The organism is Amycolatopsis sp. CA-126428, from assembly GCF_002904335.1.
GTDB lineage: Bacteria > Actinomycetota > Actinomycetes > Mycobacteriales > Pseudonocardiaceae > Amycolatopsis.
Genome location: NZ_PPHF01000142.1, coordinates 27,858 through 44,713 on the forward strand (window position 1 = coordinate 27,858; position 16,856 = coordinate 44,713).

Here is a 16,856-nt window from a genome sequence, read left to right on the forward strand (position 1 = left end):
CTTTCACGGGTGGGATTTTCAGGCGGTGTACAGCCGGGCCCGGACCGCGGCCCGGGCCCGGTGCAGGTGGGACTTCATCGCCGGGGTGCTCAGCCCGAGCGCGCCGGCGACCGCCCGCCCCGGGTGCCCGAGGACGTCGCGCATGATGAGCACGCGGCGCTGGACGTCCGGCAGCGCGCGGATGGCTTCGGCGACGCGCTCGGCTTCGAGCCGCCTGAGGACCTCGTCTTCGGCCGACGCGGCGAGCCCGGGGTCGGCGACGTCTTCGAGCAGGCGCCGGGCGCGGCGCAGGCACTCGTTGCGGACGATCCGGAACATCCACGAGGCCAGCGCCGCCGAGGCCCGCAGGGACCCGATCTTGCGGTAGAGGACGAGCAGGGCCTCCTGCGCCGCGTCCTCGGCGTCCTGCGGCGACGCGCAGAGGTGGTCGGCGAAGCGCCGCACGTGCGGGTGGGCCCCGTGCACGACCGCGGTGATCGACTCGAGGTCGCCACCCTGCGCCGCTTCGACGAGCTGCTCGCTGACCCAACCCATCGCATCTCTCCCTCTCGGCGTGACCACACCCCATAAGAGGCTCCGGCGCCCCGAAAGGATTCACCGCCGGTCCGGGAAGGCGGCCCGGCGGGTGGCCGGCCCCGGACCGGCGGTGGGGTTGGTCGCTCAGCGTGTCCGGGGCCGGGGGCTTCCGGGCCGCCTCCCGCCCGCGGCGAGCGGTGCCGGTGGCGAGCCGTTGCCCGGCGCCGTCGTGTCGTGGCATTTCCCGCCGCCCGTCCGGAAACGCCGAACATCGAAAACCCCGGTTTCGTGATCAATGGACATCGTCACCTGTTTCCGTTACGACGGAGAATCTTTTTCACTCGATCGTGTGACGCTGAAATTCGGGCTCCGGTGTTGGTTGGCCAAAAGTAATGACGCCGGTAAGGTCGCCCCGTGGAGGGCAAACCGAATGGTTGACTATTTCGCCGCTCGCCTTCCGCGATTCCGGAACAGAAAGAAAGAGCCTTGGATTTCGAAGCGCTGGCCGGCGAGTTGCGGAACCTGCGGGAGAACGTCGCCGGGGTGACCGACACGGTGCTGGCCGCGGTCGACGGCATCCCGATCATCGCCGACGCCGCCGACGACATCGACCCGGCGAAGATCTCCGCGCTCGCCGCGGCCGATCTCGGGATCGCCCGGCAGGCCACCGAAATCACCGGCAAGGGCACGCTGAACCAGACCGTGGTGTTCGGCAGCGAAGGCTACATGGCCGTCTACGCCATCGGGCGGCTGGCGCTGATGGTCGTGCTGGGGGACAAGGGCCTGAACGTCGGGCGCCTGCTGTTCGAATCCCGGCCCGTCATCGAGCGGATCGGCTCGATCCTGGCCGCGTAGCACGCCGGCCGACCACCCGTTCACGGAGAGGAAGCGCACACGATGATGAACATCGACACGGCACTCAAGGAAGCCATGTCCATCAGCGGCGCCGTCGGCGTCGCGCTGGTCGACTACGAAAGCGGGATGTCCCTGGGCACCAGCGGCGGCGGCGAATGGCTCGACCTGGACGTCGCCGCGGCCGGGAACACCGAGGTCGTGCGGTCGAAACTGCGGGTGATGTCCTCGCTGGCGCTCAACGATTCCATCGAGGACATCCTGATCACCTTGCACCGCCAATACCACCTGATCCGGCTGCTGAATTCGGTGGGTTCCCGGAATTCGCTGTTCCTGTACCTGGTGCTGGACCGCGACCGGGCGAACCTGGCGCTGGCCCGGCACTACCTCAAACGCATCGAAACGGATCTGCAGGTGTAGCCCGGGATGAGCGGAGGCGGCTCCCGCGCCGCACTCGTCGTCGGCTCGGCGTTCGTGCACGACCTCGGGTCCCTGTTCCCCGTGACGATGAACCTCGCCGGTGAAGAGCTGGCGTTCACGTTCGTGTCGTCCTGCCCGTCACCGGACGCCGTCGCGGAGTGGGTCCGGCTGCGCTCGGGCACCGTGGTGGCCGGCCGGGTGCCGCGCTTCTTCGTCGACGCGAACGGGCGGCGGATCCGCGTCGAGCTGGCCGGCTCGGCGATCCGGGCCCTGGTCGTCCTCGCCGACGAGGTGACCGCCGCACCGGCGTCCGTCCCGCGGCTCGGCCGCTGGCAGGACCAGATGCCCTGCCGCGTGCGCGGCGCGATGGACGAGCTCGCGCGGATGCTGTCGCGCTGCCACCACCGCGCGGGCGGCGCCCCGCCGCTGGTCGACCTGGACCTGGCCTACCGGCCGGACCGCGAGTACGAGACCCGCGTGGCCGGCGCGCACGAACGGGTGCGGGCGTACATCGCCCCGGTCCGCCCGGTGCTGGCCCTGCGCTGGCGCTCGGCGACGTCGGCCCAGCGCAAGGCGTTCCTGGCGGAGGTACCGGACGACGCACCGGTCCGGGGCTGGCTCCGGCGGCGCCGGACCACGCGGATCCTGGGAATGGAGGTGGAGGTGTCGCCCTGACCGGCGCCTCGCCGGCGACGGGACCCTGCCAGACTGCTCCGGTACGGATGTCGCCGGCCACCATCGGATCGAGGAACCCGCATGAAGATCGCCCGGTTGTCCGGAGCCTTCCTGCTCGCGCTGTCCGGCGTGCTGCTGACGGCCGGGCCCGCGTCGGCCCACACCGAGCTCGAGTCGAGTTCCCCCGCCGAAGGGGCGAGCCTCGCCGCGGCGCCGGGCAAGATCGAGCTCACCTTCGAGGAGCCGGTCACCCTGCAGCCGGACCCGATCTCGGTGACCGGCCCGGACGGGGCGAAGTGGACGGTCGGCACCCCCGCGGTCGTCGACGCGGTGATCACGGCCCCGGTGACCCCGTCCGGCCCGGCCGGCGCCTACACGCTGACCTACAAGGTCGTGTCGGACGACGGCGACAAGGTGACGGCCGCGGTGCACTTCACGCTCACCGCGCCGGTCTCGGCCAGCTCCGCGGCGCCGACGTCGTCGGCCGCCGCACCGACCGGCGCCGCCTCGGCGACTCCGACTCCGACGCCGACTCCGACGCCGACTCCGGCGAGCGACCTCGGCAGCAGTGTTCCGGCTTGGGTGTGGATCCTCGTCGCCGTCCTGGTCGTGGTGGCCGCGGCCGTCGTCGCGCTGCGGCTGGTGCGACGACGGCCGTAAGGCTCCTCACCGCAGTTCGCCGAAGAACGCCCGGACGTCGTCCACCAGCAGGTCGGGCGCCTCCATCGCCGCGAAGTGGCCGCCCCGGCCGAATTCGGACCAGTGGACGATCGTGTGCTCGCGGTCGAGCGCGCCGCGGATCGACACGTCCAGCGGGAACACCGCGACCCCGGTCGGCACGGGCGACCGCTCGCTCGCGCCCCACGCGCCCGCGTGCGCGGTCTCGTAGTAGCAGTTGGCCGACGACCCGCCGGTGCCGGTCAGCCAGTAGAGCATCACGTTGGTGAGCAACAGGTCCCGGTCCACCGCGTCCTCCGGCAGCTCGGCCGCCGGGTCGGTCCACTCCTTGAACTTCTCGACGATCCAGGCCAGCTGCCCCACCGGGGAATCGTGCAGCCCGTGCGCCAGCGTCTGCGGCCGGGTCGTCTGCATCGCCACGTACCCGGACTGCTCGGTCCGCAGGTGCGCGAAGTGCTCCAGCCGGGCCTTCTCGGCCTCGGTCAGCTCGGCACCGTCGTCCGGTGCGTCGAACGCGTAGAGCCCGTTCGCGTGCACGCCGACGACCTTGTCCGGGGCGAGCCGGCCGAGGCCCGGGCCGACGACGGCCCCGGTGTCGCCGCCCTGAGCGCCGTAACGCTCGTAGTCGAGCCGGTGCATCAGCTCGGCGAACGCGCGGGTGATCCGGCCGGTGTCCCAGCCGGGCTCGCGGGTCGGCCCGGAGAAGGCCGTGCCCGGGTTCGACGGGATCACCAGGTGGAACGCGGTCGCCGGGTCGGCGCCGTGGGCGCGCGGGTCGGTCAGCGGGCCGATCACGTTCAGGAACTCCACGATCGATCCGGGCCAGCCGTGGATCAGGATCAGCGGCAGGGCGTCCGGCTCGGGGGAGCGGACGTGCAGGAAGTGGATGTCCTGCCCGTCGATCTCGGTGACGAACTGGGGGAACGCGTTCAGCTTCCGCTCGTGGGCGCGCCAGTCGTAGCCGTCGCGCCAGTACCCGGCCAGCTCCTTGAGGTAGCCCACCGGCACCCCGCGGCTCCAGCCCACCCCGGGCAGGTCCGCGCCCCAGCGGGTGCGGGCGAGCCGGTCGCGCAGGTCGTCCAGCTCGGCGTGGGGGACGTCGATGGTGAAGGGCCGGATCTCTTCGGTGTTCTGCATGTCGCCAACCCTAGAAGCCGGTTAGGTCAGGTTCGGTCCTAGGCGAAGGGCAAACTGAACGGCATGTGGGAAACCTCGGCACGGCTGCTGCGTCTGCTCTCGCTCCTGCAGGCCCGGCGCGACTGGTCCGGCGCGGAACTGGCCGAACGCCTGGAGATCACCCCGCGGACCGTGCGCCGCGACGTCGAACGGCTGCGCGCGCTCGGCTACCCGGTGCTGGCCACCGCGGGCACCGCCGGCTACCGGCTCGGCGCCGGCGCGGACCTGCCGCCGCTGCTGCTCGACGACGACGAAGCCGTCGCCGTCGCGATGGGCCTGCGCACCGCGGCGGGCGGCTCGATCACCGGCATCGAGGAGACGTCGGTGCGCGCGCTGGCCAAGCTCGAGCAGGTGCTGCCGTCGCGGCTGCGCCACCGGATCAACGCCCTGCGGTCGGCGACGGTGCCGCTGGCCAACACCGGCCCCACCGCCGACCCGGACACCCTCACCGCCATCGCCGGCGCCGTCCGCGACTCGGTGCGGCTGCGCTTCGGCTACCGCGCCCACGACGGCACCGAGAGCGTCCGCACGACCGAGCCGCACCGGCTGGTGCACACCGGACGGCGCTGGTACCTCCTCGGCTGGGACGTCGACCGCGAAGACTGGCGCACCTACCGCGTCGACCGCCTCGAACCCCGCACGCCCACCGGGCCGCGGTTCACCCCGCGCACCCCGCCCGACCCCGATCCCGGCGGCTACACCTCGCGGGCGATCTCGACGTCGGCCTACCGCTACCAGGGCCGGTTCACCCTGCACGTCAGCGCCGAGACCGCGGCCGGGCGGATCGCGCCCACCACCGCGGCGCTGGAACCGATCGACGAGCACAGCTGCACCCTCCGTGCCGGCTCCGACTCGCTCGACGAGCTGGCGATCTACGTGGCCGGCAAGGGATTCGACTTCCAGGTGCACGAGCCACCCGAGCTCGTCGACCACGTCCGGGCGCTGGCGGCGAGGTTCGGCAAGGCGGTCGGCTGAGCCTCTCGCGCGACACACGGCTGCGGCGCGCTCCGGGCCTCCTGCCGGCACGTGGAAGCCAGCAGCAGCACCAGGAACAGCACCGCGACGAGCCACACGCAGCCGCCGCCCTCCCTGCGTTTCCCGCGGACCTCCACGCGGCCGCCGGGTGGCGTCGGCACGTGCCGCCGGGCGTAGTGGCGGGCTTGCCACGCGGCGCCTTCCGACTCGGTCAGCCACGGCGTCCGGTAGGGGCATTCGCCACACCAGTACCGGTGGTTCGCGGCCATCGGGCCTCCTTCCGGGGAGGGGGATCCGGGCCGGGCGGCCCCCGTCTCCGCCCGGCCCGGAAGATCAGGGGTGCCGCAGGGCCGCCATGAGCAGCCCCACGAAGTGGTCCATGTCCGCCTGCAGGCACGGCTGCTGGTTGTGCTTGCCGGTGCAGCCGGGCGCCCAGGTGCTGCCGTCGCCGTAGTCGGCGAAGGTGAACGGGATGCCCTCGGCGGTCAGGTTGGCCGCGGTCACCAGGTTCGTCTCCCGCGCCCGGCTCTCGACCACCGCGTGGAGCGGATCGACGGTCAGATCACCGCCGTTGCCGATGTAGAGCGCCACGCCCATGCCGCGCAGCGCCGAGACGTGCTGCGCCGGGCTCTGCGCGTTCCAGATCCCGTCGAACGGCCAGATCGGCGGGCCGAAGATCGCGTCCACCGACGTCGTCGGCGTGCCGGACGCCGGATCCAGCGCGGTCTCCGCCACCACCGCGCGCTGTTCGGAGTTCTGCAGGTCCAGGCCGCCGGAGAAGCTGCCGACGTAGCCGAACAGGTCCGGCCGGTGCTCGGCGTAGTGGACCGCGCCGAAGCCGCCCATCGAGTGGCCGGCGATCGCGCGGCCGGTGCGGTCCGGGATCGTCCGGAGGTTGGCGTCGATCAGCGGGATGACCTGCGTGAGGTGGAAGTTCTCCCAGTTCTGCAGGCCGAGCGCCCCGGGGTTGACCCAGTTCGAGTACCAGCTGCGGCCGCCGTTGGGGTGCACGGTGATCAGCGGCGCCGACCGCGTCGAAGACTCGGTGATGTCCAGGTTCCGCTGGGTGTTGGGCAGATCGGCGTTGCCGTGCAGGGAGTACAGCACCGGGTAGCGGGCGGCGGCCGCGCCGTCGTAGCCGGCGGGCAGGGTGACCATGAGGACGTGCTGCCCCGGGGTCTGGCCCGGCAGGGTCGACGGCGTGGGCACCTGGTCGGAGCGCACGGCGAGGGTGAAGGTCCGGTGGGTCTCGTCGACCCACGCGGGCTGTTCGGTGACGGTCAGCCCGAAGCCGCTGGTGAAGGGCGGCGGCCCGGTTTCGGCGGCCGCCACCGGGGCGGCGAGGACCGACGCGGCGGCGAAGACGGCGGTCAGGGCCGCGGTGCGCTTTACGTGACTTTCCATGGTGGTTCCCCTCTCGTTCCGGTGCTGAGCCTGCTGTTCGCGCAGGTCGGGGCACCAGGACGCGGACCGGCCAAATAAGGCCGGTCGGCACGCTAGGGTCGGTCGGGAACGCAACCGGCGCCGCTGGGGGGATGCGCGGAAGTGACGAGCGGGTTCGGAGCGCTGCTGCGGGAATTCCGGCGGCAGGCGGGGATGACGCAGGACGAGCTGGCCGAGCGGTCCGGGATCGCGGTGCGCACGATCGGGCGCCTCGAGCGCGACAAGGGCAGCAACCCCCGGCTGGGCACGGTGAAGCTGCTCGCCGACGCACTGGGAATCGCCCCGGCGGACCACCGGAGGCTCCTGGCGGTCGCCGCGGGCGGCGACCTGGCCGCGGCAGCCGGCGGAAGTGGGGCGCTGGAGGGGGTTGCCGGTGGTGACTTGGCCGCCACCGGCGGCGCTTCGGAGTCCGAAGCCATCCCCGGCGAGGGCACGCCGGAGCCCGCGCCGGGCGGCGAGTCGGTGGCTGCCGGCAACCCCTCCCCTCGCGGCGACCTCGCCGACGCGGCCGAGCGGCTCGCCCACGCCGTCGCCGGGCGGTGGCAGCGCGAAGAAGAACACCGCCGGATCCACGACCCGTTCCCGCTGCCCGTGCGGTGGCGGCCGCTGCCGGCGCGGCTGACCGACCACTGGGCCAACGTCCGCCGCGTTCCGGCCGGGGCCACCGCCGGCCCGCTGGACCTGTCGGGCGAACTCGGCGAGATCGCGGCCACCTACCGGCGGATCCCGTCCGGGCGGCTGGTGGTGCTCGGCCGTGCCGGGTCCGGCAAGACCGTCCTGACCCTGCGGTTCGTCCTCGACCGGCTGCGCACCCGCGTGCCCGGCGAGCCGGTGCCGGTGCTGTTCGGCCTCGGCTCGTGGGACCCCGGCGCGACACCGCTGCGCGACTGGCTGATCGACGGCCTCCTGCGTGACTACCCCGGACTCGCCGCGGCCGCGCCCGGCGGCGCCACGCTCGCCGCCGCGCTGGTCGAAGCCGGGCACGTCCTGCCCGTGCTCGACGGCTTCGACGAACTCGCCGACGGCCTGCACCGCGCCGCCCTCGAAGCGCTGAACGGCACCACCCTGCCGCTGGTGCTGACCAGCCGCCCGGCCGAGTACACCGCGGCCGTCGCGGCCACGGACGTGCTGACCGCGGCCGCCGGGGTCGAGCTGACCGACCTCACCCCGGGTGACGTGCTCGGCTACCTGCCCCGCACGACCCGCCGCCCGGCGCCCGGCGACGCGGCCGGGACGGTGTGGGACCCCGTCCTCGCGGGACTGGACAGCGACGCCGGCGCCGCGCTCGCCGCCGTCCTCCGCACGCCGCTGATGGTCGTGCTCGCGCGGACCGTCTACAGCGACGCACCCGGCGAAGACCCCTCGATCCTGAACGACACCCGGCGGTTCCCGACCGCCGAAGCCGTCGAAGACCACCTGCTGGGCAGCTTCGTGCCGACGGTGTACCGCGATCGGCCGCGGTGGGACCCGGGCCGCGCCGGGCGCTGGCTCGGCTACCTCGCCCGGCACCTCGACCGGCTCGGCACCCACGACCTGGCGTGGTGGCGGCTGGGCGGCTCGCTGCGCCGGTCGTCGCGGATCCTCGCCGTCGTGCTCTCGGCCATGCTCGCCACCGCGGTCGCCGACTGGCTGTTCTTCGTGCCCGTGGACATCGCCGGGCTCGGCTTCCTGCCGGGCCTGCGCGCCGCGCTCGTGGACGGGCTGCTCGTCGGCTCGGTGGTCGGCCTCGCGTTCGGCCTGGTCCACGGGATCATGGTGGTCTACGGCGGCCTGGTGTTCGAGCCGTCGCGGATGCAGGTCCGGCTGCGCGGGCGCGCCGGACGGCCCGGCTCCCTGCTGCGCCGCTTCGCCGGCCGGTTCGGCGCCGGGCTGCTGGGCGGATTCGTCGTCGGGCTGGGCTACGGCCCGGTGACGGTGATTTCCCGGGCCGTCATGGCCGGGTTCCCGCCGGAGCTCGGCGAACTGGTGGAGACCGCGGCGGTCAACACGCTCGTGAGCGGGCTCGTGTTCGGCCTCGCCGCCGGGGCGGCGTTCGGGCTCGTCGCCGTGCTGGAGACGCCGCTCGACATCAGCTCGGCCGCCAGCCCGGGCACGCTGCTGCGCGCCAACCGCACCACCGTGCTGCGTCAGGTGCTGGCGTTCGGCCCGCTGCTGGCCCTGGCCATCGCGGCCGGCGGCCGGATCGTGGTCGAGCTCCTGCAGGGGGTGCTCGGGCCACTGGCCTGGAGCCTGACCGGCGGGCTGGTCGTCGGTGCGGTCGGCGGCCTGGGCGGGGCGGTCGCGTACGTCTTCGCCTTCACCGCGTGGGGCCAGTGGCTGGTGGTGTCCCGGGTGTGGCTGCCCCTGACCGGCCGCCTGCCGTGGGCGACCGCCGCGTTCCTCGACGACGCCTACCGCCGCGGGATCCTCCGCCAGGCGGGCGCGGTCTACCAGTTCCGCCACGCCCGGCTCCAGGACCACCTGGCGCGGGCGTTCGAGGCACCGGCGGCCCCCGCGCGGGAACCGGTGGCGCGGTAGCCGGGGGCACCGATTCCTTCGGGGACCGCGCGGTGTCCAAGTCTTCGGAAGCGGCACGACGCCGACGACCGGAGGCAAGGAGACCCGAGTGCACACCAGGACCTCACCCACACCGGTGGCCGTGGGACAGGCGCAGCGAAGATGGGTGCTGGCCGTCACCTCGGTGGCGTCGCTGATGGTCGTCCTCGACGCGCTGGTCGTGGCGACCGCCCTGCCGGCGATCAGGACGGACCTCGGCGCGTCGGTCACCGAGCTCGAGTGGACGGTCAACGCCTACGGCCTGAGCTTCGCCGTTCTGCTCATGACGGCGGCGGCGGCCGGTGACCGCTGGGGACGGCGCCGGGTCTTCGCGGCCGGGGTGACGCTGTTCGCGGCGGCGTCGCTGATCTGCGCCGTCGCACCCGGCGTGGAGGTCCTGATCGCCGGGCGGGTGCTGCAGGGCGCCGGGGCCGCGTTCGTCATGCCGCTCGCGCTAGCCCTGCTCGGCGCCGCCTTCCCGGCGGAGCTGCGGCCCAGGGCCCTCGGGGTGTTCGCGAGCGTCAGCGGGGTGGCGGTGCCCCTCGGGCCGCTGCTCGGCGGCGCGGTCGTCGAAGGCATCTCGTGGCCGTGGATCTTCTGGATCAACGTCCCGATCGGGGCGGCGCTGGCGTACTTCGCGCTGACCCGGGTCGAGGAGAGCCACGGCCCGGACCCGGCCCTCGACGTCCCGGGCCTGGTGCTGGCCGGCGCCGGCTCCTTCGGGGTGGTGTGGGCCCTGGTCCAGGGCAACTCGGCCGGCTGGACCGGCGTGGCCGTGCTGGGGCCGCTGGTGGGCGGCCTGGTGGCGCTCGGCGCGTTCGTGGCGTGGCAGCGGCGAGCCGCCCACCCGATGCTGCCGCTGCACCTGTTCCGGTCCCGCCGGTTCGCCGCCGGCAACGCGGTGATCTTCTTCCACTGGGCCTCCGCGCTGGGCGCGGTGTTCTTCATGGCCCAGTTCCTGCAGGAGGGCCTGGGGTACGGGCCGCTGGCCGCCGGGCTCGGGCTGGCGCCGTGGGGACTGACGACGACGGTCGTCCCGCAGCTGGCGGGCCGGCTGGCCGGCCGGTTCGGCGAGCGGCCGTTCATCGTGGCGGGGCTGGGGCTGCACGCGCTCGCCATGGTGTGGATCGCCCTGGTCGCCGGGCCGTCGATCGGCTACGGGGTGATCGCCGTGCCGCTCGTGCTGTCCGGGACGGGGATCGCGATGTGCTTGCCGGCCGCGCAGAGCGCGGTGCTGACCTCGGTCGCGCCGCGGCTGCTCGGCAAGGCTTCCGGCGCCTTCAGCGCGATGCGTCAGCTCGGTGGGGCGTTCGGCGTGGCGCTCTTGGTCGCCGCGTTCTCGCTGGCCGGCAGCTACGCCTCGAGTGCCGCGTTTTCCGCCGGGTTCACCGCGGCCGCCGTGGGCAGCGCCGTGCTCGCCGCGGCCGGCGCGCTGGCCGGTTCCCTCATTCCCCGCCGTTCGACCGAGGAGCGAAGCGATGTCTGACCTGAAAGCCGATCTGTTGCGCGAACTGCACCACGGGAAGCTGCTGGTGCTGCCCAACGCGTGGGACGAGGCGAGCGCGGAACTCGTCGTCCACATGGGATTCCCGGTCGTGGCGACGTCCAGTGCCGCGGTGGCCGATGCGCTGGGGTACGAAGACGGCGAACGGGCGCCGTGGCGCGAGATGTTCGCCGCCGTGGCGCGGATCGCCCGCGCGGTGCCGGTCCCGGTGACGGTGGACGCCGAGGCGGGCTACGGCCTGGAGCCGGACCAGCTCGTGGCCGAGCTGCTGACCGCCGGGGCCGTGGGCTGCAACCTCGAGGACACCGACCACCGGGCCGGGGGACTGGTGGCCGCGCCGGCCCAGGCGGACCGGCTGGCCGCGATCCGCGCGGCGGCCGGGGAGTCCTTGGTGCTCAACGCGCGGATCGACACTTTCCTGCCGCCGAGCGGGTTTTCGGGAGCCGAGCGGGCGGACGAGGCGATCCGGCGCGGGCGGCTGTATCGCGAAGCCGGAGCGGATTGTGTTTACCCGATCGGTATTTCGACCGCGGCCGACCTCGGGAAGGTCGTCGCCGGCGTGCCCGGGCCGGTCAACGGGAACACGGGCGCGGAGCTGGAGTTGGACACCCTGGCGGCGCTGGGGGTCGCCAGGGTGTCCTTCGGGCCGCGGTTCTACCGCGCGGGGATGGCGGCGATGCGCGGCTCGCTGGCGGAGCTGCGCATCGCGGCGGGGATGGAGGTGCCCGGTGCCCGGGCGGCCGGCCGATGAGGCGATGCTCGCCGCCGCGCTCGAGTACGCCGTCGCGTCGGCGGCCGGGGTCGGTCTCGCCGATCTCGGCCGTCCCTCGGCCTGCGACGGCTGGACCGTCGCCGACGCGCTGGCCCACCTCACGGGGTCCCTCCGCTGCGTGGCCACCTCTCTGGTGTCCGGCGCCGTGCCACCGGACACGCCCGCGCGCAATGGTCCGGTGACCGCCCGGTCCCTGCGGCGCGACCTCGGCCAGGCCGCGGCCGCGCTCACGGCTGCGGCCCGGGATCTCCGCGGCCGGCGCGCGGTCGCCGTCGAGGAGCTGGCACTGCCGTGTCACCAGCTGATCGTGGTGGGCGCCATCGAAGCCGCCGTCCACGGCTGGGACGCCGACCCGGCCCGGGCGATCCCCGGCGAGCTCGCCACCCGGTTGCTCGCCGCCCTGCCGTCGGTGCTCGGCCGCGGCACCCGCCGGGGCGTGTTCGCCGAGCCCGTCGCCCTGCCGCCGGGGCGTCCGCCCGGCGTACGCCTGCTCGCCGCCCTCGGGAGGGATGATCGACGATGTCCATGACGAACGAGGAGCGTGTGGTGTCTTCCGAGGAGCGGCTGCGGGACGAGTTCGGCTCGCTGCGCCCGGCGCTGGTCGCGCACTGCTACCGGATGACCGGGTCCTATCAGGACGCCGAGGACGTCGTCCAGGAGACTTACCTCAAGGCCGCCCGGGGCGTGGACGCCTTCGAGGGGCGGTCGTCGCTCAAGACGTGGCTCTACCGGATCGCCACCAACACCTGCCTCACCGAGCTGAACCACCGCGGCCGGCGGGTGCTGCCCGCCGGGCTCGGGACACCTTCGGACGACCCCGGGACGAGTGTCTTCGCCGACGACTCCGTCGCGTGGCTCGGGCCGCTGCCCGACGCTGTGCTCGGCGATCCGGGCGAGGTGGTCGTGCGGCGCGAGTCCGTCCGGCTCGCGCTGGTCGCCGCGCTGCAGCACCTGCCACCCCGGCAGCGCGCGGCTTTCCTGCTGCGCGAAGTCCTGTCGTGGTCGGCCGCCGAGATCGCGGAAACGCTCGGTATCAGCGTGCCCGCGGTGAAGAGCCTCCTGCAGCGGGCGCGCGTCCGGCTCGACGAACTGGACCCGGACACCCCTGTGCCGCTGCCCGGCCCGGAGGAGGTGCGTGCGCTGCTCGACCGCTACATCGCCGCCTTCGAGGCCGAGGACACCGCGGCGCTGCGGGCGATCATCCAGGACGACTTCAGCCTCGAAGCCGTGCCGCACCCGGTGTGGTTCAAGGGTGTCGGCGTGTGCCTGCCGTTCCTGGAGCGGGCCTTCTCCGCCCCGGGCGGCGCCGCCCGGCTGCTGCCCACCCGGGCCAACGGCCAGCCCGCCGCGGGCAGCTACCGCCTCGACGCTTCCGGCGTCCGGCGCGCCGACGGCCTGTGGGTGTTCACGATCACCGGCGGCCGCTTCTCCCGGGCGGTCAAGTTCCACGACCCCCGGCTGGTGACGGCGGCCGGGTTGCCGGACCGGCTTTAGCGGGCCGGCAGCTTCACGCCCACGACGGCTTGGCTCATGGGCGGAACCTCAAACGCCCTTGCGCGCCTTGACCCGGCGGACCACGAACAGTCCGATCGCGACGATGCCGGCCAGCCGGCGCATCCGGTCGTGCCCCAGCAGCGCGCCCGCGAGGTAGACGACCACGGCACCGGCCACGGACCCGAGGGTGGTCCAGAAGAGGGCACCGCCGAGGCTGAAGCTCCCCCGCCCGGCGGCGAACGTCGGGCACGGCCCCGCCCCCCGCTGCCGCGAATGACTCATTCGGGACCTCAGAGGTCCCGAATGAGTCATTCGCGACGTTCGGTGCGGGCCGCCGCGGGGCGCCGTGGTGGGGTCAGCCGGTGCAGGCCTTGGTCAGGGCCGCCACCTGGTCGGCCTTCTTCTGCACCCACTCCGCAGGTGTCCTCACCAGGTCGTCGACCGTTGTCTCGCGCATCGTCGTCGCCAGGCCGTTGATCGCGTCGGCCGCCGTGGTGTTCGCCGCTTTCGAAGCCAAGCCCGTCAGCTCGTCCGCCGCCGCGTGGGCGCGGTCGGCCGCCGCCTGGGGGTTGGTCAGGTCCGGGTTGGCCGTGGCGATGCGGACCGCGTCCGCGCAGACCGCCGCCGTCGAAGCCGCATTGCCCACCTGGCCCGCCGTCTCGGCCACCCCGCAGCCCGTCAGGGTCAGCAGGAGGCCTCCGGCGAGGAGCGTCGTGGTCAGGCGCATGGTCATTCCTTCCGGGAGAGAGCCGAGGTGCGGATCAGGCTGGCGCCGACCGCGGTCGCGAGGATCAGGCCGACCACGCCCAGCGAGAGCGCCGTCGGGATCTTCCAGACGTCCAGCAGCAGCATCTTCACGCCGACCCAGACCAGCACCGCGGCCAGGCCGATCTTGAGGTAGACGAACCGGTGCATGAGGTCGGCGAGCAGGAAGTACATCGCCCGCAGGCCCAGGATCGCGAACGCGTTCGACGTGAACACGACGAACGGCTCCTGGGTGACCGCGAAGATCGCGGGGATCGAGTCGACCGCGAAGACGATGTCGGTGACCTCGATCAGCACCAGGACGGTGAGCAGCGGCGTGGCCACCCAGCGGCCGGCCTCGCGCACCAGGAACTTCTTGCCGTGCATCCGGTCCGTGGCCGGGACGATCCGGCGGAACACCCGCAGCACGGCGTTGTTCTCGTAGTCGACGGTCTCGTTCCGGTGCAGCGCCATCCGGATCCCGGTGAGGACCAGGAAAGCGCCGAAGACGTACAGGATCCACGCGAAGCTCGCGATCAGGACCGAGCCCGCGGCGATGAACACCGCCCGGAACACCAGCGCGCCGAGGACGCCGTAGAAGAGGATGCGGTGCTGGTATTCGCGGGGAACCGCGAAGTAGCCGAAGATGATCGCGAAGACGAAGACGTTGTCGACGGCCAAGGACTTTTCGATGACGTAGCCGGCGAAGTACTGGCCCGCGAACTCCCCGCCCCAGGCCCACCAGATCACGGCGCCGAAGGCGAGCCCGAGCGCCACCCACACGGCAGACCACGCGAGGGCTTCCCGGACGCCGACGGCGTGCGCGCGCCGGTGGGCGAGCAGGTCGATGGCGAGCATGGCCAGGATCACGCCGAGCACGGCGGCCCAGGCCCAGATCGGGACGGTCACGAGACACTCCTCCGGTTCGGTGACGAACCGGAGGTCTCCCCGGTCACCTGACGGTGACGCCGGCACCGGGCTGCTCTGGGGCAGCCGGATTGACGATGCCGGACCGGGCGGGTACTCCCCTCCGCCACTCCAGAATGACGAACTGCACTTCGTCTGTCAAGTTCGGACGTCTACTGTGGCCGCTATGGCTTCGTGGACGTTCCTCAGCAACCACGCGCACGTCCTGCTGTGCGTGGCCGCGGATCCCGACCGGACGCTGCACGAGATCGCCGAGCGGGTGGGCATCACCGAACGCGGGGTGCAGCTGATCCTCGCGGACCTGATCGCGGAGGGCTACCTCGAGCGTGAGCGCGTCGGCCGGCGCAACCACTACAAGATCCACCCGGAAGGCCGGCTGCGCCACCCGCTGGAGGCGCACCACCGGGTGGCCGACCTGGTCGCGGCGCTCGGCGACGAACCCGCGGCCCCGGCGTAACGCACCCTCAGGACACCAGCCAGACCGCGGAATCGCCCGCCACCCGACCGGATCCGTCGCTGCCGAGCACGACCTCGCCCCAGCCGTCCGGCGCGGTGAACGGCGTGCTGCCCGTGTTGACCACGCACACCAGCTTCCCGCGCCGGAACGCCGAAACCGCGTCGTCGCCGGTGTCCAGCCACTCGACCGGGCCCGGCTCGCCCAGCCGGAATTCCCGCCGGGCCCGGACGGCGCGGCGGTACAGCTGCAGCGTCGAGGTGTCGTCCTTCTCCTGCGCGTCCACCGCGTACCGGCCGAACCACGGCGGCTGCGGCAGCCACGGCACCCCCGTGCCGAAGCCGAACGCCGGGGCGTCCGCGGCCCACGGCAGCGGGACCCGGCAGCCGTCGCGGCCCTTCTCCGCGCCGCCGGTGCGGTGGAACACCGGGTCTTGGCGGGCTTCGTCGGGCAGGTCCTGGACCTCCGGCAAGCCGAGTTCTTCGCCCTGGTACAGGAAAACCGAGCCGGGCAGGGCCAGCACCAGGAGCAGCGCCGCCCGGGCCCGGCGCTCGCCGAGCTCCGCGTCGACTTCGCCGCGGGGGCGCATCAGGGCCGCGAAGGCGTCGTTGCTCGCCGGGGCGGGCTCGGGGCGGACGATGCCGTAGCGCGTGACCGCCCGGTGGACGTCGTGGTTGGCCAGCGTCCACGCCGCCGGGGCGCCGTGCACCGCCGTGCGGGCCGTGGCGCGCTCGATGGCCCCGCGCAGGGCGCGCGCCTCCCACGGCTGGACGAGCAGGTCGAACGAGAACGCCTGGTGCAGCTCGTCCGGGCGCAGGTAGCGGTCCAGGTCGGCCGGGTCCGGGACCCAGACCTCCCCGACCAGCAGCAGGTCGCGCTCGCGGCCGTAGCCGGCGGCGAGCGCGTGCCAGCGCCGGAAGATCTCGTGCACCTCCGGCCGGTTCCAGCTGTAGGCGTTGTAGCCGCCGTCGGCCGGGTCCCAGTCGCGCAGGGCGGCGTCCTTGATCAGGCCGTGGCAGACGTCGATGCGGAAGCCGTCCACGCCGCGGTCGAACCAGAAGCGCAGGACGTCGTCGAAGTAGGCCAGGACTTCCGGGTTGCGCCAGTCGAAGTCCGGCTGTTCGCGGGTGAACAGGTGCAGGTACCACTGCCCGGGCGTGCCGTCGGGTTCGGTGACCCGGGTCCACGCGGGCCCGCCGAAGACCGACTGCCAGTTGTTGGGCGGCTCGTCACCCCGGCCGTCGCGGAAGACGAACCGCGCGCGCTCGGGGGAGCCGGGACCGGCGGCCAGCGCCGCGGCGAACCAGGGGTGCCGCTCGGAGCAGTGGTTGGGGACGAGGTCCATCAGGATCCGCAGGCCGCGGCCGTGCGCCTCGGCGACCAGGCGGTCGAACGTCTCGAGGCTGCCGTATTCCGGGTTGACACCGTGGTAGTCGGCGATGTCGTAGCCGTGGTCCGCCTGCGGCGAGGGGTAGCAGGGGTTCAGCCAGATCGCGTCCGCGCCGAGCCCGGCGATGTGGCCGAGCCGCCGGATCACCCCGCCGAGGTCACCGACGCCGTCGCCGTCGCTGTCGGCGAAGGACCGGACGTAGAGCTGGTAGACCACCGCGTCGTCCCAGAACGAACGCGGGCGGGAGGAGGTCGAAGGCACCTCGGGATCTTCGCACGTGTCACTGCCCCAGCCGGGGTGC

General features: G+C 73.4%; 18 protein-coding genes. 11 read left to right on the forward strand and 7 right to left on the reverse strand.

Features of this window, described 5'->3' with window-relative positions:
* Positions 1-18 precede the first annotated feature (18 nt).
* Positions 19-534, reverse strand: coding sequence for an RNA polymerase sigma factor (locus C2L58_RS35550; RefSeq protein ID WP_103342029.1), 516 nt, complete (start codon positions 532-534; stop codon positions 19-21).
* Between the two features lie 468 nt (positions 535-1,002).
* Here C2L58_RS35550 and C2L58_RS35555 point away from each other — a divergent pair, with 468 nt between their 5' ends.
* The 4 genes from C2L58_RS35555 to C2L58_RS35570 all read left to right on the forward strand — a co-directional run bounded on the left by C2L58_RS35555 (position 1,003) and on the right by C2L58_RS35570 (position 3,123).
* Complete coding sequence (locus C2L58_RS35555; RefSeq protein ID WP_103342030.1) at positions 1,003-1,371, forward strand: roadblock/LC7 domain-containing protein; 369 nt, start codon at positions 1,003-1,005, stop codon at positions 1,369-1,371.
* Positions 1,372-1,416: 45 nt separating this feature from the next.
* Positions 1,417-1,788, forward strand: coding sequence for a hypothetical protein (locus C2L58_RS35560; protein ID WP_233226126.1), 372 nt, complete (start codon positions 1,417-1,419; stop codon positions 1,786-1,788).
* 6 nt (positions 1,789-1,794) lie between these two features.
* Entirely contained in the window at positions 1,795-2,463 is a 669-nt protein-coding gene (locus C2L58_RS35565) for a hypothetical protein (protein ID WP_103342032.1), read from the forward strand.
* An 81-nt stretch (positions 2,464-2,544) separates the two neighbouring features.
* Complete coding sequence (locus tag C2L58_RS35570; protein ID WP_103342033.1) at positions 2,545-3,123, forward strand: copper resistance CopC family protein; 579 nt, start codon at positions 2,545-2,547, stop codon at positions 3,121-3,123.
* A gap of 6 nt (positions 3,124-3,129) precedes the next feature.
* On the opposite strand, the gene C2L58_RS35575 is transcribed toward C2L58_RS35570, so the two are convergent.
* Positions 3,130-4,278, reverse strand: a complete 1,149-nt coding sequence (locus C2L58_RS35575) for an epoxide hydrolase family protein (RefSeq protein ID WP_103342034.1) — start codon at positions 4,276-4,278, stop codon at positions 3,130-3,132.
* 63 nt (positions 4,279-4,341) lie between these two features.
* Here C2L58_RS35575 and C2L58_RS35580 point away from each other — a divergent pair, with 63 nt between their 5' ends.
* A complete protein-coding gene (locus C2L58_RS35580; protein WP_103342035.1) occupies positions 4,342-5,292 on the forward strand; it encodes a helix-turn-helix transcriptional regulator in 951 nt (316 codons plus the stop codon).
* A 333-nt stretch (positions 5,293-5,625) separates the two neighbouring features.
* On the opposite strand, the gene C2L58_RS35590 is transcribed toward C2L58_RS35580, so the two are convergent.
* Positions 5,626-6,696, reverse strand: coding sequence for an alpha/beta hydrolase (locus tag C2L58_RS35590; protein ID WP_103342037.1), 1,071 nt, complete (start codon positions 6,694-6,696; stop codon positions 5,626-5,628).
* A gap of 141 nt (positions 6,697-6,837) precedes the next feature.
* Between C2L58_RS35590 and C2L58_RS35595 the strand changes: the two genes are divergently transcribed.
* The 5 genes from C2L58_RS35595 (at position 6,838) to C2L58_RS35615 (ending at position 13,040) form a co-directional block, all read left to right on the forward strand.
* A complete protein-coding gene (locus C2L58_RS35595) occupies positions 6,838-9,252 on the forward strand; it encodes a helix-turn-helix domain-containing protein (RefSeq protein WP_103342038.1) in 2,415 nt (804 codons plus the stop codon).
* 88 nt (positions 9,253-9,340) lie between these two features.
* Positions 9,341-10,756, forward strand: a complete 1,416-nt coding sequence (locus C2L58_RS35600; protein WP_103342039.1) for a DHA2 family efflux MFS transporter permease subunit — start codon at positions 9,341-9,343, stop codon at positions 10,754-10,756.
* Positions 10,749-11,525 (forward strand): isocitrate lyase/PEP mutase family protein, encoded by a 777-nt coding sequence (locus tag C2L58_RS35605; RefSeq protein ID WP_103342040.1) that lies wholly within the window; start codon positions 10,749-10,751, stop codon positions 11,523-11,525. Before C2L58_RS35600 ends, C2L58_RS35605 begins: the two co-directional genes overlap by 8 nt.
* Positions 11,503-12,075, forward strand: coding sequence for a maleylpyruvate isomerase family mycothiol-dependent enzyme (locus tag C2L58_RS35610; RefSeq protein WP_233226122.1), 573 nt, complete (start codon positions 11,503-11,505; stop codon positions 12,073-12,075). The genes C2L58_RS35605 and C2L58_RS35610 overlap by 23 nt, the downstream gene beginning before the upstream one ends.
* A complete protein-coding gene (locus C2L58_RS35615) occupies positions 12,072-13,040 on the forward strand; it encodes an RNA polymerase subunit sigma-70 (protein WP_199191618.1) in 969 nt (322 codons plus the stop codon). The genes C2L58_RS35610 and C2L58_RS35615 overlap by 4 nt, the downstream gene beginning before the upstream one ends.
* 48 nt (positions 13,041-13,088) lie before the next feature.
* Here C2L58_RS35615 and C2L58_RS50045 read toward each other — a convergent pair whose 3' ends face one another.
* The 3 genes from C2L58_RS50045 to C2L58_RS35630 all read right to left on the reverse strand — a co-directional run bounded on the left by C2L58_RS50045 (position 13,089) and on the right by C2L58_RS35630 (position 14,693).
* Positions 13,089-13,322: a hypothetical protein gene (locus C2L58_RS50045; protein ID WP_103342041.1), complete on the reverse strand. Its 234-nt coding sequence runs from the start codon at positions 13,320-13,322 to the stop codon at positions 13,089-13,091.
* 73 nt (positions 13,323-13,395) lie between these two features.
* The gene (locus C2L58_RS35625) at positions 13,396-13,767 is read right to left on the reverse strand and encodes a bacteriophage spanin2 family protein (RefSeq protein ID WP_233226123.1); all 372 of its coding nucleotides are present in this window, start codon (positions 13,765-13,767) and stop codon (positions 13,396-13,398) included.
* Positions 13,768-13,769: 2 nt separating this feature from the next.
* Positions 13,770-14,693, reverse strand: a complete 924-nt coding sequence (locus C2L58_RS35630) for a TerC family protein (protein ID WP_103342043.1) — start codon at positions 14,691-14,693, stop codon at positions 13,770-13,772.
* Positions 14,694-14,877: 184 nt separating this feature from the next.
* Here C2L58_RS35630 and C2L58_RS35635 point away from each other — a divergent pair, with 184 nt between their 5' ends.
* A complete protein-coding gene (locus C2L58_RS35635; protein ID WP_103342044.1) occupies positions 14,878-15,168 on the forward strand; it encodes a helix-turn-helix transcriptional regulator in 291 nt (96 codons plus the stop codon).
* 7 nt (positions 15,169-15,175) lie between these two features.
* Here C2L58_RS35635 and C2L58_RS35640 read toward each other — a convergent pair whose 3' ends face one another.
* The gene (locus tag C2L58_RS35640; protein ID WP_103342045.1) at positions 15,176-16,816 is read right to left on the reverse strand and encodes a glycoside hydrolase family 13 protein; all 1,641 of its coding nucleotides are present in this window, start codon (positions 16,814-16,816) and stop codon (positions 15,176-15,178) included.
* Positions 16,817-16,856: the final 40 nt, after the last annotated feature.

What these genes read in the sequence shown, in the direction of transcription:
- C2L58_RS35550 (WP_103342029.1), bottom strand. Translation starts at nt 534, where the DNA reads ATGGGTTGGGTCAGCGAGCAGCTCGTCGAAGCGGCGCAGGGTGGCGAC.
- C2L58_RS35560 (WP_233226126.1), top strand. Translation starts at nt 1,417, where the DNA reads ATGAACATCGACACGGCACTCAAGGAAGCCATGTCCATCAGCGGCGCC.
- C2L58_RS35565 (WP_103342032.1), top strand. Translation starts at nt 1,795, where the DNA reads ATGAGCGGAGGCGGCTCCCGCGCCGCACTCGTCGTCGGCTCGGCGTTC.
- C2L58_RS35570 (WP_103342033.1), top strand. Translation starts at nt 2,545, where the DNA reads ATGAAGATCGCCCGGTTGTCCGGAGCCTTCCTGCTCGCGCTGTCCGGC.
- C2L58_RS35575 (WP_103342034.1), bottom strand. Translation starts at nt 4,278, where the DNA reads ATGCAGAACACCGAAGAGATCCGGCCCTTCACCATCGACGTCCCCCAC.
- C2L58_RS35580 (WP_103342035.1), top strand. Translation starts at nt 4,342, where the DNA reads ATGTGGGAAACCTCGGCACGGCTGCTGCGTCTGCTCTCGCTCCTGCAG.
- C2L58_RS35590 (WP_103342037.1), bottom strand. Translation starts at nt 6,696, where the DNA reads ATGGAAAGTCACGTAAAGCGCACCGCGGCCCTGACCGCCGTCTTCGCC.
- C2L58_RS35605 (WP_103342040.1), top strand. Translation starts at nt 10,749, where the DNA reads ATGTCTGACCTGAAAGCCGATCTGTTGCGCGAACTGCACCACGGGAAG.
- C2L58_RS35615 (WP_199191618.1), top strand. Translation starts at nt 12,072, where the DNA reads ATGACGAACGAGGAGCGTGTGGTGTCTTCCGAGGAGCGGCTGCGGGAC.
- C2L58_RS50045 (WP_103342041.1), bottom strand. Translation starts at nt 13,322, where the DNA reads ATGAGTCATTCGCGGCAGCGGGGGGCGGGGCCGTGCCCGACGTTCGCC.
- C2L58_RS35625 (WP_233226123.1), bottom strand. Translation starts at nt 13,767, where the DNA reads ATGCGCCTGACCACGACGCTCCTCGCCGGAGGCCTCCTGCTGACCCTG.
- C2L58_RS35635 (WP_103342044.1), top strand. Translation starts at nt 14,878, where the DNA reads ATGGCTTCGTGGACGTTCCTCAGCAACCACGCGCACGTCCTGCTGTGC.